Genomic DNA, 15,700 nt, shown 5'->3' on the forward strand with positions numbered 1-15,700 from the left:
ATTAAAATCGATAACCTAAATTAACCCCAACACGTGAAATAACGTCAGGACTCTCACCACTACTAAAAAGATTTTTTCCCATTCCTACAAAAATATCAACACCTAATTTTTCTTTGATGTAAAATTTGTGTCCAATGGCAGCTCCAATAGCATAATCAGAATAGTCCTTTTGAACGGCTTGGTAATATCCGTTATTATTTGCATCCAATAATCGTTCTAATTCTCTGTATTTTCCTTGGTTGGCTGAGACAAAAACTTCAATAAAATAATAGCGGATTTGACTTTTAGATAAAGAATAGCGTACAAAAGGAATAATTTGGTATTCCTCTAAGGTACGGTTTTTACCACTTTCAAAATCTTTTTCTCTAGATTTACTTTGGTTAAAATTACCACTGATTCCAATTGAAAAATCATCACTAAGAAAACGTTCATAACTGATGTGAATTTTTCCTAAAGCAACCACAGAGACAACATCAAACTTGATTTCATTTTTACCCAAGTTAAAGGAATTGTTTTCCTGAGCCACCATAACTTGTGTAAAAACCAATAAGCTAAAAATAATTTTTTTCATTTTTGGGGTTTTATAAGATGTAAATATATAAAAAGCATTGTTGGAAAGAAAAAAATTAACCAAAATCTCTAATACAATTAATTCAATGTTAATGCTCCTAAAATTTCTTCAGACATAAATGGGCCTCCCGGATAGCGGGCAGTATAATCTAAATTTAGCCAAATTTGACCTCGCTCATCAATATGATAATGAATTTCTTTGTTTTTACTCTCATCTACAAATAACACCTCTTTAATAAGATAAACTGCTGCCTCTAAATCACTCTTTTTGCCTACTAACATTTCCGGATAAATATGGCCTCCGGTATGAATTAACCGTGGTGTACCACCAACTGCTCTGATACAAGCTGCCATTAATATGGCATGATCATCACAATCACCTGAAAAATGAATTAGACTTTCAGTAGCATGAGCAATATATTCTTGTCCTTTGGGATCGTTGACGTAATTCCATCGATTTCTAATTTCTTTAAAAACAGCAAAACATTGTATCATTTTACGATGCTCGTGTTGTCCTTTTATATCTCTAAAATGCAAGGTTGTTGCGGTTAAGGCAAAATTTCGCACTTGAGGTTGATCATATTCTATTGCTTTAATAATTTGGTTTTTATTAGGAAAAGGAAGTAATTTGGATATAACAATATCTTGGGGGTTGGGGTCTTCAGACATTGAATAAATCATATAACCATAATCTTGAAAAACAGATTCAAATCCGTAACCACTAAAAATAGTTCCGTAGATTAAAATTAGTAAATAAGTTGCAAGACCTAATAAAATAATTGTTCTAATAAGTCTTAAAATAAGTTGAATTAGAACCAATAAAATAATTCCAATCAAAATTCTATCAAAATTAAAAAACCAGTTTGGATCTTTTAAGTTTTGATGCAGTATGATAAAAATTGGGATTGCAATGAGCACATTTAACACAAAAATAATAACATCATCCCAAGGTCTTTTTACTTGAAACTTTGTTTTAAGTTCGTCTATGTTAAATGTTCCAAATACTTTCATCTCACTAAAACGGCAAAATGCTAAAAGCTGTGCACTATTTCAGCAAAATTACTTTTTTTATTGATAATGTTTAGGTCCAAAAGTTGATTTTGAACTTTGTTTAACGTTGCTGTTGTTATGTTTTTTTGTGACCACCTGGTTTGATTTAACCATTGATTGATATCGTCTACTTTTTGGTTATATCGCTCTGATAGTGTACGATTAATACTAGGTATATTTTTGAATTCTTCTGTCGTTGCGTTAATGATTTCTAAAATTAATGCAATGGTTTGAGGATGTTTTTCTAGCATTTCATTACGAACAGCAATCACAAAGCAGGGCCATGGCGTAGGGCAGTCGGCAATTCTGCGGAATGTACCGTTGTCCACCAAGGGTTTGGTCATGAACTTTTCCCACATGAAATAGTTGGCTTTTCCGGCTGACAATGCTTCAACGGCTCCATCAATTGTATTCACGATTTCAAACTGCAAATCATTGGTTTTCCAACCTTGATTTTGAGCATTTACTATTGCCATCAAATGGGAGCCTGAACCCATTCGACTTATCGCAACTTTTGTGTTTTCTAAATCGGAAAGAGTTTTGTAATCAGACTTTGCATCTACATGAATTCCCCAAATGAGCGGACTTTCCACATACACTTGAACGATTTTTGATGGATTTCCGGCAATAATATCTTTCACAATTCCTTCGGAAAGAATTACCGCAATATCCGTTTCGCCATTACGAAGCATTTGACACATTTTTCCGGTTCCTTCGGGAACATCGGTCCATTGTAAATCGATACCCGCTTCTTCAAATTCACCATTTTCAAGGCACAAATGCCAAGGTAAGTTGAAATGTTCGGGAACGCCGGCTATTTTGATGGTTTTCATTTTTTTTAGTATTAAGATGGGAGTATTAAGTAGTAAGACAACGATATTAAGTGTTTTTAAAGACAAATGAACAAACTAATAACCGACAACAGACAACGTTTACAGTTTTTCCATCATCCACCACTTCCAAATCACACCCTCTGTATCCGGATAATTTTCTATAAAATTAAAGCCTACCTTATGTAAAACATGGTTGGATGCTCCGTTTTGAGCGTGTGCATAGGCGTGCATTTTATCAATGTTCATTTGGTTAAAACCATAATCTAACCAAGCGATGGATGCTTCGGTAGCATAACCTTTGTTCCAAAATTTTTCATTTAAACGGTAGCCGTAATCATAGAAATTGGTGTTACCATTCTCTACGTGGTCATTCACAAATTTTATCCCTGTCCAACCAATGAATTCACCTGTTTCTTTCAGAATCGTGGCAAAACGCCCAATTTTATTTGTAACATATTGTTTTTGCACCATTTCAATAATCTTGAGGGTTTCACTAATTTCCTGTATTGGACTTTGCCATAAATAGCGATGAACATTCGGATTGTTATCCATTTCAAACATGGCTTGGGCATCACTTAGTTCAAGCGGGCGAAGGAGAAGGCGATTGGTTTCAAGGATTAAATTCATATTCAAATTTTTGAAAACAGATTGATGAAATTTAAACAATTGTCACATTGACTTATTGGCATATTATCACTCCGCCAATTTATCCAACGCATATTCAATCAACGCATCCACGGCTTTATACGGATCTTCACTAAACGTTCCGTTTGCTCGGTTGGCAATTATTGCGTTTAAGGACAGGCATTGATGTCCTAATAGTTTTCCCAAACCATAAATAGCGGCGGTTTCCATTTCTAAATTGGTCATTTGAATGCCGTTGTAATTAAATGCATCCATTTTAGAATTTAGTTCTACATCTTGAATGTTCAATCGTAAAACACGTCCTTGCGGGCCATAAAATCCGCCTGCTGTTCCGGTGAAACCTTTCTTAATCCGGTTGCTTTCAAATTTTTTAATTAGTAAATTACTTCCTTTGATCACATACGGGCGACCTTTTCGCAAATCCCAATTGGTTTGATTGATAAAGGCTTCTTCAATGTCTTTTTCTGAAATAGCATCAATTAAATAGGAGCGAAGCATATTGTCTAATCCTAAACCATAAACGCTCATCACAAAACTATCTACCGGAATATCGGCTTGTAACGAACCCGATGTTCCAATTCGCACAATATTTAAAGAAGTCAATTTTTCCTTTATCGTTCTGGTTTTTAAATCGATGTTGACTAACGCATCCAATTCGTTCATCACAATATCAATGTTGTCCGGACCTATTCCGGTGGACATGACGGTGATGCGTTTGCCTTTATACATTCCGGTTTGTGTCTTGAATTCTCTTTTTTGTGTTGTAAATTCAATGGAATCAAAATGCTTAGTAATTTTTTCTACCCTATTTTGATCTCCCACAAAAATAATGTCATGAGCAATTTGTTCCGGCAATAAATTGATGTGGTAAACACTGCCGTCGGGGTTGAGTATGAGTTCAGATGATTGTATCATTTTTTCTTTAGTTTCAGGTTTCAGGTTTCAAGTTGGATGCTTCAAAATTTATTGAAAACCCAAAAACTGAGTAAACATTAACTTGAAACGTTAAACTTGAAACAAAAAATTATCCTCCTACACGTTTAGTTTTAAATCCTTTATCTTTTAAATATTGCATTATTTTGTCACGGTAATCACCTTGAATGATGATTTCGCCGTCTTTGAAACTGCCTCCGACCGCAAATTTACTTTTTATTTCTTTGGCTAAGATTTTAAAGTCTTCATCTTTTCCTTCATAGCCGGAAATAATGGTAGTAGGTTTGCCTTTTCGTTTTTCGTACTGGCAAATCATGGGTTCTTTTTGAACGTATAATTCATGAGGCGTTTCCTCAACTTGCTCCGGTTCGTTGGAAGGTTGATGGTCTGGGAAGAGTTTTTTGAGTTGTTCGTTTAGGTCCATTTTTTTCGAGTTGCTGAGATGCTGAGTTTCTGAGTTTCTGAGAAATTAAGCCGTAAAACTTAGGTACTCAGTAACTAATTAGCTCAGCCACTTTAAATCAAAAAAGACATCAAGCCAAAACTCAATGTCTTTCTTTTATGAGTTATTATTCATTACTTTTTTATCAATCCCAAATCAACCAAACGTTCATGCAAGAACTCTCCGGCTGAAATGTCTTCGTATAATTTTGGATTGTTTTCATCAATACAATCTTCCAAAACATCCAAACGCATATCACTCACCGGATGCATAAAGAATGGAATGGAATAACGAGAAGTTCCCCATAATTCTCTGGGCGGATTCACTACTTGATGAATGGTCGATTTTAATTTGTTGTTGGTGTGACGGGATAACATATCGCCTACATTAATCATCAATTCATCCGGTTCGGCCATGGCATCAATCCACTCACCATTGTGGTTTTGTACCTGTAATCCTTTGCCTTGAGCTCCCATCAATAAGGTAATCAAGTTGATGTCTCCATGAGCTGCTGCACGCACCGCATCTTTTGGTTCATCAGTAATAGGTGGATAATGAATCGGACGCAAAATACTGTTTCCGTCTTTGATGTAATTATCAAAATAGAATTCATCTAACCCTAAATACAAAGCTAAAGCTCTTAAAACATAAACACCTGTTTTTTCCAACATTTGGTAGGCTTCTTTACCTACTTCGTTAAATTTAGGTAATTCGGTAACTTCTACATTATCCGGATATTCTCCGGCATATTTTGACCCTTCACTAACATATTGACCAAAGTGCCAAAATTCTTTTAAATCACCGGCTGAACGACCTTTGGCGTGCTCTTTTCCGAAAGATACATAACCACGTTGCCCACCAATTCCGGGAATTTCATATTTGGACTTGGTTTCTACAGGTAGCGAAAAAAAGTTACGCACTTCACTGTACAATTCGTCTACTAAGCGGTCATCCAAAAAATGACCTTTGAGGGCTACAAACCCAATATCTGAGTAAGCTTTTCCGATTTCATTTACAAATTTTTGTTTGCGTACCGGGTCATCCGATAGGAAATCACGCAAGTCAACACTAGGAATTTTTTGCATACTAAATGATTATTTGTTAATAACTCAAAGTGAGTTGAATGCTTGTAAATACAAATGTAAATAAATATTTTAGATTGCAAAATTGAAAGTTATTAACAGTTACGAAATCGTTTTATAAAAAAGTATCACAAAAGAAGTTGAAATTGTTATTTTTTGTACTTTTGGAAGCGTTTTAAACACCCAAATTATGTTTTTCGATAGAAAAAATCTTTCCGACACTACACTGCTTGATTTATACATTCGCATATTAAAACCTCGTTTAATTGAAGAAAAAATGCTTATTCTGCTTCGGCAGGGTAAAATTTCCAAATGGTTTTCAGGCATTGGTCAAGAAGCCATTTCAGTAGGTATTACTTCCGCTTTAGAAAAAGATGAATACATCCTTCCGATGCACCGAAATTTAGGTGTTTTTACCACTCGTGATATTCCGCTAAAACGTTTATTTGCTCAATGGCAAGGTAAGAAAAGTGGCTTTACCAAAGGGCGTGACCGTTCGTTTCACTTTGGAACACAAGAATATAAGATAGTTGGTATGATTTCACATTTAGGACCTCAATTAGGGGTTGCAGATGGAATCGCGTTAGCTAACAAGCTTAGAAAGAATGGAAAAGTCACAGCGGTTTTTACCGGTGAAGGTGCTACAAGTGAAGGGGATTTTCACGAAGCTTTAAACATTGCAGCAGTATGGGAATTACCGGTTTTATTTGTGATTGAAAATAATGGTTATGGATTATCCACACCTACTAATGAGCAATACCGTTGTGCAAATTTAGCGGATAAAGGTATTGGATATGGTATGGAAAGTCATATTATAGATGGAAATAATATTTTGGAAGTATTTACCAAAGTTTCTGAATTGGTGACTTCCTTACGGGAGAATCCGAGACCTGTTTTATTGGAATTTTTGACCTTTAGAATGCGAGGACATGAAGAAGCGAGTGGAACCAAATATGTCCCACAAGACTTAATGGACGAATGGGCAAAAAAAGATCCGATTGATAATTACAGAGAATATTTAAAGGAAATAGGTTTGTTAACCAATGAATATGATGATGCTATTCGCACGGCTTTTAAGCAAGAAATGGAGGAACACATCCGATTGGTTTTTGAAGAACCGGATTTTACTGCTGATTTAAGTGAAGAATTAAATGATGTTTATAAGCCATATGATTTTGAAGAGTTTACACATTCTGATATAACTGAGAATATCCGTGTAATTGATGCTATTACACAAAGTTTGAAACAATCGATGGAACGTCACCCTAACTTGGTGATTATGGGTCAAGATATTGCCGAATATGGTGGAGCGTTCAAAGTAACGGATGGTTTTGTGAAATTGTTCGGGAAAGAACGTGTACGTAATACGCCGATTTGTGAAAGTGCTGTGGTATCTGCCGGAATGGGATTATCAATAAACGGACATAAAGCGATAGTAGAAATGCAGTTTGCGGATTTCGTTTCAACAGGGTTTAATCCCATTGTGAATTTATTAGCCAAACAACATTACCGTTGGAATGAAAAAGCCGATGTAGTAGTTCGAATGCCTTGTGGTGGCGGAACACAAGCCGGACCTTTTCACTCGCAAACCAATGAAGCGTGGTTTACGAAAACGCCTGGTTTAAAAGTAGTATATCCTGCATTTCCGTATGATGCAAAAGGATTATTAAACACTGCGATTAACGACCCAAATCCGGTGATGTATTTTGAACACAAACAATTGTATAGAAGTATTTACCAAGATGTTCCAACCGATTATTACACCATTCCGTTTGGAAAAGCAGCATTATTGAAAGAAGGTACTAAAGTAACTGTTATTTCCTTTGGTGCAGGTGTACATTGGGCATTGGATACGCTAATTAAACATCCTGAAATTAGTGCTGATTTGTTGGATTTACGTACGCTACTACCATTAGATACTGAGGCCATATTTAAGTCTGTAAAGAAAACCAATAAATGCATCATTCTTCATGAAGATACTTTATTTGGTGGAATTGCCAGTGATATATCTGCGATGATTATGGAAAATTGTTTTGAATATTTGGATGGACCGGTTCGACGAGTAGGGAGTTTAGAATCGCCAATTCCTTTTGTGAAAGCATTGGAAGAACAATATTTACCGAAAGAGCGATTTGAAAAAGAGTTGTTGGATTTGATGGCGTATTAGTTATCGGTTGTCTGTTGTCGGTTTTCTGGTTTAGGATATATTCGTGTTTTTAAATCGTAAAAAATGAGGTTGACTTCCTTGGTGTTAATAGTAGCTTTCTTTTGGAGTTGTAACCAAAAAACTTCTTTAGCAACAAAGATTGGCATCTTGCCGTATGCTAATTTTCCAAGAGCTAAAGCAGATACTATCGCTGAAATTATTCATAAATTTTATGGAGTAGAAACGGTTGTACTACCAAATAAACCACATGTCAATTCAACCTTTACTAAAGTAAAATCGCCACGCTACAGAGCTGATAAAATTATAAAACTTCAAAAGAAAGAACTTGCCGATTCATTAGATTACATCATTGGTTTGACCGAAAAAGACATTTCCACAACCAAAAAAGAAAACGGAAAAATAAAAGAACCTATTCTCAAATACCAAGACTGGGGAATTATGGGATTAGCATACTGTCCGGGAAAGAGTTGTATAATTTCTACTTTTCGTATTCAACATAATAACAAAGCAATTCATTTTTCCAGGTTAAAGAAAGTTGCCGTACATGAATTTGGACATAATTTAGGTTTGCCACATTGTCCGGATAAACAATGTGTTATGACCGATGTGGTTGAAAGTGTGGTTACAATTGATAATGCTCGCCTTAAACTGTGTTCGGGTTGTCAAAGTAAATTGAATTGAGTATTTTTAGGTCGCTACAAGGCAATGCAAACAAAAATAATTCATATTCACTATTATCAATCGCTGGTTGGAGAGCTTATCATGGGCGACTTCAACAACCAACTGTGTTTATGTGATTGGAGATACCGTAAAATGCGTAAGGAAATTGACAATCGCATTTTAAAAGGTTTACAAGCTGAATTTGTAAATAAAAAAACACCTTTACTCATTGAAACACAAAACCAATTAGAAAATTATTTTGATAAAAAAAGTACAACTTTTGATTTACCGTTATTGTTAGTGGGAACCGATTTTCAACAATCTGTTTGGAGAGCATTGCAACAAGTGGATTATGGAAAAACACAAACCTATTTGGGTTTGTCTAAGCAATTAAAAAATCCCAAAGCGATAAGGGCTGTGGCTTCAGCCAATGGAGCCAATGCTCTGTCAATAATTATTCCTTGTCACCGGATTATCGGTAGTAATCAAGAGTTAGTAGGGTATGCCGGTGGTTTAGCAACTAAAAAGAAACTATTGTTTTTAGAACAAGGAGGTCAATTGGAGTTGTTTTAGGTTTAACTAGTGAATGATTCACTTAAATCATTTTTAATAAAAAAAGCCTCCGAATATTCGGAGGCTTTACTTTATTCAGCTTAGTGTAGTAGAACGTTAGTTCTCTAGGACTTTGCTTTATTGTTTTACTACACGTACAGTTCTTGTTTCATTACCTTGTGTTACAACCAAGTTGTAAACACCTGAAGGGTAACCCTCTCCGAATTGGTAGTTAGTGACATCTTGTGCTTTCACTTCTTTCACTTCTAAAAGTGTATGTAAATTGGCCGCAAAAAGTATTGGATAAATATGAAAAATGGCAAAATAAAAATACCGTAAATCTTTCTAAAAAAGAAAAAAATATAGTTGTATCGCTAGATGGTTCGGGTGATTTTACTTCAATCCAAGAAGCAATTAATAACACAAAAGCATTTCCGTATGAAGAAATAACTATATTCATAAAAAACGGAAAATATAACGAGAAAATAAATATCCATCAATGGAATTCAAACCTTTCTCTTGTTGGTGAAAACAGAGAAAAAACAATTATAAGTTTTGATGATTATTTTGATAAAATGAAAAAGGGGAGGAACAGCACATTTTACACCTATACTTTACAAATTCAAGGTGATGACGTAAAAATAAAAAATCTTACCATTGAAAACACTTCCGGTGAAGTTGGTCAAGCAGTAGCATTATCTGTTACATCCAATCGTGTAATTATCGCTAATTGTACTATTTTAGGGAATCAAGATACCTTGTATGCCTCCGGTACCGGAAAACAATTCTATACTAATTGCTATATTGAAGGTACAACCGATTTTATTTTTGGAAGTGCTACTGCAGTGTTTGATTCTTGTCGAATTCACAGCAAAAAAAATTCATATATCACAGCTGCTTCTACACCTGAAAAAGCACAATACGGATTTGTTTTTAAAGATTGTAACTTAACATCTAATCAAAACATAACAAAAGTTTATTTAGGAAGACCTTGGCGAATTTATGCTAAGACCGTCTTTATCAATTGTAAATTAGGAAACCATATTTTACCGGAAGGTTGGCACAATTGGTCTAAACCGGAAGCTGAAAAAACATCATTTTATGCCGAATACAATAATAATGGAGTAGAAGCAAATGAAAAGTCAAGAGTGAAATGGTCGCATCAATTATCCAAAAAACAATCTAAAAAATATACATTAAAAAACATTTTATATGATGATTCAACAAATCCATTTTGGTATGAAAAAATATAAATTTCTTTTCATTATTACTATTCTATTGATTGGCTGTAAAAGTTCAAAAACCGACGAAATTACTGATAATAAATTAACTATTCATTTGATTGGAGATTCTACAATGGCCAACAAAAAGAACCCGGATAAAAACCCTGAACGAGGGTGGGGACAATTGTTACCACAATTTTTTAATGACAACGTAGTTATTAAAAATCACGCAGTAAATGGGAGAAGCACCAAAAGTTTCAGGGAATTAGGTCATTGGCAGCCTGTTCTGGATTCGATGCAACCCGGCAATTATGTCTTCATTCAATTTGGACATAATGATGGTAAGGAAACAGATCCAGTAAGATATACCAATCCTCAAACGGCATATCGCTATAATCTAATTCGTTACATTGAAGAAACTAGAGCCAAGGGAGCCATTCCGATTTTGTTTTCATCCATTGCAAGAAGAAAATTCAATGCTGAGGGTGTGTTATTGGATTCGCACGGAAATTATACTTTGCAAGCCCGTTTAGTGGCACAAGAAATGAATGTGCCTTTTATTGACATGCAATACCTCACGGAACAAATGGAAATATCGTTCGGTATGGAAGAATCAAAAAAATTACACCTTCATTTTGCTGCCGGGGAAAATGAATATTTTCCGGACGGAATTACAGACAACACCCATTTGTCTGTATTGGGAGCATCTGAAATTTGTAAACTTTTTGCAACAGAATTACGAAAACAAAATTTAGCTCTCGCAAAATATCTAAATTAGTTTAGTAAAAGCCTTTTCTTCAATTTTAAAAAAACCAAAGCTGTAATAAAAGCATCTCCTGAAGCAGTGTGCCGTTCGCTTTTTTCAACTTTTAAATTTTTACACAATTCATCAAGTGAAGAGTGTTGATCTTCTTGTAACCCTTTGTACTTTTGATACATGGCATCAGTATCCATACTTTCATTTTTAAGTTTTCCAACTTCTAATCGTTTTAGGGCTTGATTAATCATTTCAATATCAAAACTAACGTTATGACCAACCAAAGTAGCGTTTTTAACGAATTCTAAAAACCGAATAATAGCTTCAGCTTCTACAATTTTTTCTTCTTTACCTTCTTTTAAAATACCGTGTATATGAACTGTCTCGGGTTTATATAGCTCTTGTTTTAAATAAAGTTCAAGCGAATCATTAACTAAAATACTATTATCAACAACTGCAACAGCACCAATTGACAATATAACATCTCTACGATAATCTAAACCGGTCGTTTCACAATCAAAAACCACATAGCGATTCTGTTTTAAATTGTTAGAATGATTTTCGAAACTTTCAAGATAATGAGTCCAAAACTTCGGATAATCTTTACTTCCTTTTTTTAACCAATCAAATACTATCATAAATTACGTAAAATAGGTGAGTTGAAAACGATTTTTAATAGCATCCTGAATAGCACGAATAGGCTGAAAAGAATTTTTAAGTTTTACTTTATCTGATTTAGACAACTCGTTTAAATTCAGATACCTACCATTATTATCATTCATTAATCCTTCTGTTGTTCGAAAAAAAGAAAGTGTAGCAAAAGCCTCAGCACAACTTTCAAATAATTCTTCATTTTGCGGTTCAACTTCTGCTAATTTTTTATATCGGTGATACGTGTTATTTATCCCTCTTATGTTCTGACTTAACAATAATAAACGAGCCGCATCTACCAATGGCATAATGGCTCTGCTTTTAATATCAAAGGTATCTTTATGTTCGCCGTCATCTTCAACTAAAAATTGTCTGAAAAAGCCCAATGGTGGTGGATTCTTTAATGCATCCGTACCTAGATAGGCAAAAAACAATTGATTATTCTGTAAATTGGCAAAAATGTTTTCCGTAATTGAATCGACTAAATTTTCATCACCAACGATAAAATCATAATCAAAAAAAATTGAACACATTAAAATTCCATTTTCCCCCGGTTTATTAATCCATGAATTATATTGTTTGTTCCAATCCGTAACAGACTTACACCACATTGGGTTGCTTGCCATCATTTCTGCCGGACAAAATTCGTAACCGATTTTATTTAATGTTTTGGTTACTTTTTCAGCTAATTCAAGAAAATATTTTTTTACATCATTATAGTGTTCTTCTTCAACATCTTCAAAAACCAAAGCATTATCTTGATCGGTCATTAATAATTGTTCCTTACGACCTTGACTTCCAATATTTAGCCAAGCAAATCGAGTAGGGGGGGCTTCATCCATTTTTTCAATAGCTAACTCTACCGCTCTTTTGGTGATGGTATTATTAATTTCTCCTACAAGGGAAGAAATATGTTGAATGGGGATATTTTTATCCAAAGAATTTTGTATCAAATCATTTAACTTTTCTCGAACTAATTTTAGTTCTTTTGACCGTGTAGCTCGTTTGGTTTGTTTCAATAAAACCCCGGGATTATTTGCTTGTGCAACAACTACATCATGTTCAGAAATAACACCAATTATAGTCGACTTGTTTGTTCCATCCTCTGTCACACACAAATGACCAACATTATGCTTTAACATCATCATTTGTGTTTCTGCAATCGAAATGTTTTCTGCTACCGTAACAACAGGAGCAGACATAATCTGCTCTGCTGAAATATCTATTGGAAAAAGACCTGTGGCTATTTTGGAACGTAAATCTTTATCTGTAATAATTCCTACAGGCAAATTATTATCTTGAATAATTACACTTCCAATTTTATGTTGCGTCATTATTGTAGCAACAAGCTTAATGCTATCTTTTCTAGAGACTGTAATTGGATTTTTGGTATAGGCAATAGGCTGAAAATATTGTATTTCAGAACTTTGCTCTGAGTAAATCACATTTTCAGAAATCAATTTACCTTTATGTTCTTTATCATAAGGGTTCCTGGTATTAGAAGCAAAACTTTCTAAAATAAAATTTAAAACATCAACATTTTGACTAACGTATTGTTTAAAAACTTCTATTGGGATTGCATATAACAGACTTTCTTCACGTGCTTTTGCCGTCATTAAATAATTATCTTTAGCAAAAAAAGGACGAAGACCCAAAATGTCTCCTTCATCACACTTATCGATTAAAACATCCTCCGTATCCGAGGTAACAGAGAGACCAATTGCACCTTCCTTAACAACATAAAAAAAAGGATGAGTAGCATCTCCTATTTTAAACAAAACATTATTTTTTTCAATATGTAATACTTGTATTTCATTTGATATTGTGAGTAATTCGGCATAGGAAAGACTTGAAAAAGGAGGAAATTTTTTTAAAAAATCCGCAATTCGTTCAGCAATTGAGTTTTTCATGGCTTTATCAATTAAAATATAAATTTACATAAATTCTATTTTATTAACTTTAGTTTTTGTATTTCATTTTATATTATTTTCATCTAAATCAATAGAGAAGAACAGAATGGATAGAAAAATTGATACTCCAAAATTTTTTACATTTCTATTTTACATAATATAAATTATAGTTTATTAAGTATCAATAGTGATGATTACAACATCAAAGAAAAGATAATATACAACAAGTTAAATTTCATTGTAAAAAAATCTTAAGTAGTTGATTTTAAATAGCTATAAAATTAAAAGAATTCTAAAAACAGCTAATAAAACCTACATAAAATTTTGTTAAATTTAAAAACTAATCTTACATAAATTTAATATTAATGCATTTCATCGATTTTTTGTGTAATTTTTTAACGTATTTTATCGATAAAAATTTACATTTCATCTATATTTGAGCCGTTATACAATGAGCCACAACATTGTAAGTAAAAAATAAAAAACTAAAAAAACGTTTAATCCGCTAACCCAAATTTAGCACAAACTGACCTACTACTATGAGAAAAGTATTTACCTTTTTTGGTGCTCTTCTATTTATTTATGGAGGTGCACAGACAACTACAGTAACTTATACTGCATCGAGTGCCAACTTTCCGAATCCTGAACGAGGATTTTATAAGTACAGTGATACTGAATCATCATCTACAAGTGGTTATAATCTATTAAATCAATCTTCATTAACCAATTACCGTGTTAACCAGAATATTACCCTAGTTTTTAGGTATTTCTATTTGAATGATTTTGTTAATTCTTCTATTCCGCAATCCTATTTAAATAATATGCAAACGGATTTTAACAGAATTCGAAATGCAGGTTTAAAAAGTGTTATTCGATTTGCGTATTCTGACGATTACGGTGATGATGTTGTTTTAGATGCTACAAAAACGAGAATGTTGGAGCATATCAATCAAATAAAGCCTTTACTAATTGCTAATGCCGATGTAATTGCCGTAATGCAAGCCGGATTTATTGGAGCTTGGGGTGAATGGTATTATACAGACCAAGCCGAATTTGGCGGTTGGGGTTATAACGAAACCAATTTAACTTCTTCAAATTATGCCCATCGTAAGAATATTACAGACGCTATATTAGATGCCCTCCCAAACACAAGAGCCGTACAAATTCGCTATCCAAAGATGAAGCAACAAATGTACAATACTCCTGCTCCATTACCACCAAGTCAAGCCTACACAAATACAAATTTAGCTAGAATTGGTCATCACAATGATTGTTTTTTGTCTAGTAATACAGATGTAGGAACGTATTCTAATGTAAATACAGAATACCCTTATTTAGATCAAGAAACTCAGTTTTTACCAATGGGTGGAGAAACATGTGCAGTTTTTGAATCCAGAACAAATTGCACCACTGCTCAATTTGAAATGGCTAAATTCCATTGGTCCTACCTTAATTTAGATTATCATCCAAGTGTAATTAACGGTTGGCAAACCGGAGATTGTTATCAAGATATTCAAAAAAACCTTGGGTACCGTTTTGAATTAACCAGTGCCCAATTACCAAATAGCATTACATTGGATAATCAATTATCCATTACGCTTAATATTAATAATGTTGGTTATGCCGCACCGTTTAATGAACGATATGCTTATATCGTATTAAAAAATGTTGTTACTAATGATGTCTTTCCTATTATGTTAGATTCTGATCCAAGACTATGGCATGACGAAATTACAATTACTGAAAATTTAACGTTACCGGATGGAATCATCCCAGGAAATTATGATATGTATTTGCATCTTCCTGATGCCTATGAATCATTAGCAAACAGACCGGAGTATGCCATTCGATTTGCTAACAATAATGTTTGGGAAGCTTCAACCGGATACAATAGATTAAACCACCAAGTTGAAATTACTGAAACACTTGGTATTGCCGATAGTAATCGTTTGAAAGTAATCTTACATCCCGTTCCTGCTGACAATGAGTTAATTGTTGAATTTGATGTTACTGCTGATTATAACTTTGCTGTGTACAATTCTTTAGGCCAGCAAATGAAATTAAATGCAACACAAAACGGAAACAAAGTACGTTTTGATACTCAAACATTAACCAATGGTGTATACTTCATTCAATTTAACAATGGAGAAACCAATGATTCAAGAAGATTTATTGTAAAACACTAAAACAAATCAATGTTTTTAGTTGAATGATGAAGTACAAAT

The 15,700-nt window shown here is 33.9% G+C and carries 16 protein-coding genes; 6 read left to right on the forward strand and 10 right to left on the reverse strand.

Annotated elements, in window-relative coordinates:
• Position 1: 1 nt before the first annotated feature.
• The 7 genes from R2782_RS00590 to R2782_RS00620 all read right to left on the reverse strand — a co-directional run bounded on the left by R2782_RS00590 (position 2) and on the right by R2782_RS00620 (position 5,558).
• Positions 2–571, reverse strand: a complete 570-nt coding sequence (locus tag R2782_RS00590) for a DUF3575 domain-containing protein (RefSeq protein ID WP_371266104.1) — start codon at positions 569–571, stop codon at positions 2–4.
• A gap of 77 nt (positions 572–648) precedes the next feature.
• Positions 649–1,581 carry a transglutaminase domain-containing protein gene (locus R2782_RS00595; protein ID WP_371266105.1) on the reverse strand — a complete coding sequence of 311 codons (933 nt, stop codon included), beginning with the start codon at positions 1,579–1,581 and terminating at the stop codon, positions 649–651.
• A gap of 20 nt (positions 1,582–1,601) precedes the next feature.
• Positions 1,602–2,453 carry a substrate-binding domain-containing protein gene (locus tag R2782_RS00600; RefSeq protein WP_371266106.1) on the reverse strand — a complete coding sequence of 284 codons (852 nt, stop codon included), beginning with the start codon at positions 2,451–2,453 and terminating at the stop codon, positions 1,602–1,604.
• A 99-nt stretch (positions 2,454–2,552) separates the two neighbouring features.
• The gene (locus R2782_RS00605; RefSeq protein WP_371266107.1) at positions 2,553–3,080 is read right to left on the reverse strand and encodes a GNAT family N-acetyltransferase; all 528 of its coding nucleotides are present in this window, start codon (positions 3,078–3,080) and stop codon (positions 2,553–2,555) included.
• Between the two features lie 66 nt (positions 3,081–3,146).
• The gene (locus R2782_RS00610) at positions 3,147–4,013 is read right to left on the reverse strand and encodes a nucleoside phosphorylase (RefSeq protein ID WP_371266108.1); all 867 of its coding nucleotides are present in this window, start codon (positions 4,011–4,013) and stop codon (positions 3,147–3,149) included.
• A gap of 109 nt (positions 4,014–4,122) precedes the next feature.
• Complete coding sequence (locus R2782_RS00615) at positions 4,123–4,455, reverse strand: translation initiation factor (protein ID WP_371266109.1); 333 nt, start codon at positions 4,453–4,455, stop codon at positions 4,123–4,125.
• A 152-nt stretch (positions 4,456–4,607) separates the two neighbouring features.
• Positions 4,608–5,558, reverse strand: a complete 951-nt coding sequence (locus tag R2782_RS00620) for an isopenicillin N synthase family dioxygenase (protein WP_371266110.1) — start codon at positions 5,556–5,558, stop codon at positions 4,608–4,610.
• A 187-nt stretch (positions 5,559–5,745) separates the two neighbouring features.
• On the opposite strand from R2782_RS00620, the gene R2782_RS00625 reads away from it, so the two are divergent.
• The 3 genes from R2782_RS00625 (at position 5,746) to R2782_RS00635 (ending at position 8,955) form a co-directional block, all read left to right on the forward strand.
• On the forward strand, positions 5,746–7,722 hold the full coding sequence (locus R2782_RS00625) for a thiamine pyrophosphate-dependent enzyme (protein WP_371266111.1): 1,977 nt from the start codon (positions 5,746–5,748) through the stop codon (positions 7,720–7,722).
• 63 nt (positions 7,723–7,785) lie between these two features.
• Complete coding sequence (locus R2782_RS00630; RefSeq protein ID WP_371266112.1) at positions 7,786–8,403, forward strand: matrixin family metalloprotease; 618 nt, start codon at positions 7,786–7,788, stop codon at positions 8,401–8,403.
• A gap of 24 nt (positions 8,404–8,427) precedes the next feature.
• Positions 8,428–8,955, forward strand: coding sequence for a methylated-DNA--[protein]-cysteine S-methyltransferase (locus R2782_RS00635; protein WP_371266113.1), 528 nt, complete (start codon positions 8,428–8,430; stop codon positions 8,953–8,955).
• Between the two features lie 117 nt (positions 8,956–9,072).
• On the opposite strand, the gene R2782_RS00640 is transcribed toward R2782_RS00635, so the two are convergent.
• The gene (locus tag R2782_RS00640) at positions 9,073–9,198 is read right to left on the reverse strand and encodes a hypothetical protein (protein WP_371266114.1); all 126 of its coding nucleotides are present in this window, start codon (positions 9,196–9,198) and stop codon (positions 9,073–9,075) included.
• Positions 9,199–9,206: 8 nt separating this feature from the next.
• Here R2782_RS00640 and R2782_RS00645 point away from each other — a divergent pair, with 8 nt between their 5' ends.
• Positions 9,207–10,187: a pectinesterase family protein gene (locus R2782_RS00645; protein WP_371266115.1), complete on the forward strand. Its 981-nt coding sequence runs from the start codon at positions 9,207–9,209 to the stop codon at positions 10,185–10,187.
• Positions 10,174–10,935 (forward strand): rhamnogalacturonan acetylesterase, encoded by a 762-nt coding sequence (locus tag R2782_RS00650; RefSeq protein WP_371266116.1) that lies wholly within the window; start codon positions 10,174–10,176, stop codon positions 10,933–10,935. Before R2782_RS00645 ends, R2782_RS00650 begins: the two co-directional genes overlap by 14 nt.
• On the opposite strand, the gene R2782_RS00655 is transcribed toward R2782_RS00650, so the two are convergent.
• The gene (locus tag R2782_RS00655; protein ID WP_371266117.1) at positions 10,932–11,552 is read right to left on the reverse strand and encodes a 3'-5' exonuclease; all 621 of its coding nucleotides are present in this window, start codon (positions 11,550–11,552) and stop codon (positions 10,932–10,934) included. The two genes, R2782_RS00650 and R2782_RS00655, sit on opposite strands and share 4 nt — an antisense overlap.
• A 3-nt stretch (positions 11,553–11,555) precedes the next feature.
• Complete coding sequence (locus R2782_RS00660; protein WP_371266118.1) at positions 11,556–13,475, reverse strand: DUF294 nucleotidyltransferase-like domain-containing protein; 1,920 nt, start codon at positions 13,473–13,475, stop codon at positions 11,556–11,558.
• A gap of 539 nt (positions 13,476–14,014) precedes the next feature.
• Here R2782_RS00660 and R2782_RS00665 point away from each other — a divergent pair.
• Positions 14,015–15,661 carry a DUF4832 domain-containing protein gene (locus R2782_RS00665; RefSeq protein ID WP_371266119.1) on the forward strand — a complete coding sequence of 549 codons (1,647 nt, stop codon included), beginning with the start codon at positions 14,015–14,017 and terminating at the stop codon, positions 15,659–15,661.
• The last annotated feature ends 39 nt before the right edge of the window (positions 15,662–15,700 follow it).

Source organism: Flavobacterium sp. (assembly GCF_041392085.1).
Classification (GTDB): domain Bacteria; phylum Bacteroidota; class Bacteroidia; order Flavobacteriales; family Flavobacteriaceae; genus Flavobacterium.

Bases quoted from the DNA above. Each gene is read 5' to 3' on its own strand.
- R2782_RS00590 (WP_371266104.1), bottom strand. From the start codon at position 571: ATGAAAAAAATTATTTTTAGCTTATTGGTTTTTACACAAGTTATGGTG.
- R2782_RS00595 (WP_371266105.1), bottom strand. From the start codon at position 1,581: ATGAAAGTATTTGGAACATTTAACATAGACGAACTTAAAACAAAGTTT.
- R2782_RS00600 (WP_371266106.1), bottom strand. From the start codon at position 2,453: ATGAAAACCATCAAAATAGCCGGCGTTCCCGAACATTTCAACTTACCT.
- R2782_RS00605 (WP_371266107.1), bottom strand. From the start codon at position 3,080: ATGAATTTAATCCTTGAAACCAATCGCCTTCTCCTTCGCCCGCTTGAA.
- R2782_RS00610 (WP_371266108.1), bottom strand. From the start codon at position 4,013: ATGATACAATCATCTGAACTCATACTCAACCCCGACGGCAGTGTTTAC.
- R2782_RS00615 (WP_371266109.1), bottom strand. From the start codon at position 4,455: ATGGACCTAAACGAACAACTCAAAAAACTCTTCCCAGACCATCAACCT.
- R2782_RS00620 (WP_371266110.1), bottom strand. From the start codon at position 5,558: ATGCAAAAAATTCCTAGTGTTGACTTGCGTGATTTCCTATCGGATGAC.
- R2782_RS00625 (WP_371266111.1), top strand. From the start codon at position 5,746: ATGTTTTTCGATAGAAAAAATCTTTCCGACACTACACTGCTTGATTTA.
- R2782_RS00630 (WP_371266112.1), top strand. From the start codon at position 7,786: ATGAGGTTGACTTCCTTGGTGTTAATAGTAGCTTTCTTTTGGAGTTGT.
- R2782_RS00635 (WP_371266113.1), top strand. From the start codon at position 8,428: ATGCAAACAAAAATAATTCATATTCACTATTATCAATCGCTGGTTGGA.
- R2782_RS00650 (WP_371266116.1), top strand. From the start codon at position 10,174: ATGAAAAAATATAAATTTCTTTTCATTATTACTATTCTATTGATTGGC.
- R2782_RS00655 (WP_371266117.1), bottom strand. From the start codon at position 11,552: ATGATAGTATTTGATTGGTTAAAAAAAGGAAGTAAAGATTATCCGAAG.
- R2782_RS00660 (WP_371266118.1), bottom strand. From the start codon at position 13,475: ATGAAAAACTCAATTGCTGAACGAATTGCGGATTTTTTAAAAAAATTT.
- R2782_RS00665 (WP_371266119.1), top strand. From the start codon at position 14,015: ATGAGAAAAGTATTTACCTTTTTTGGTGCTCTTCTATTTATTTATGGA.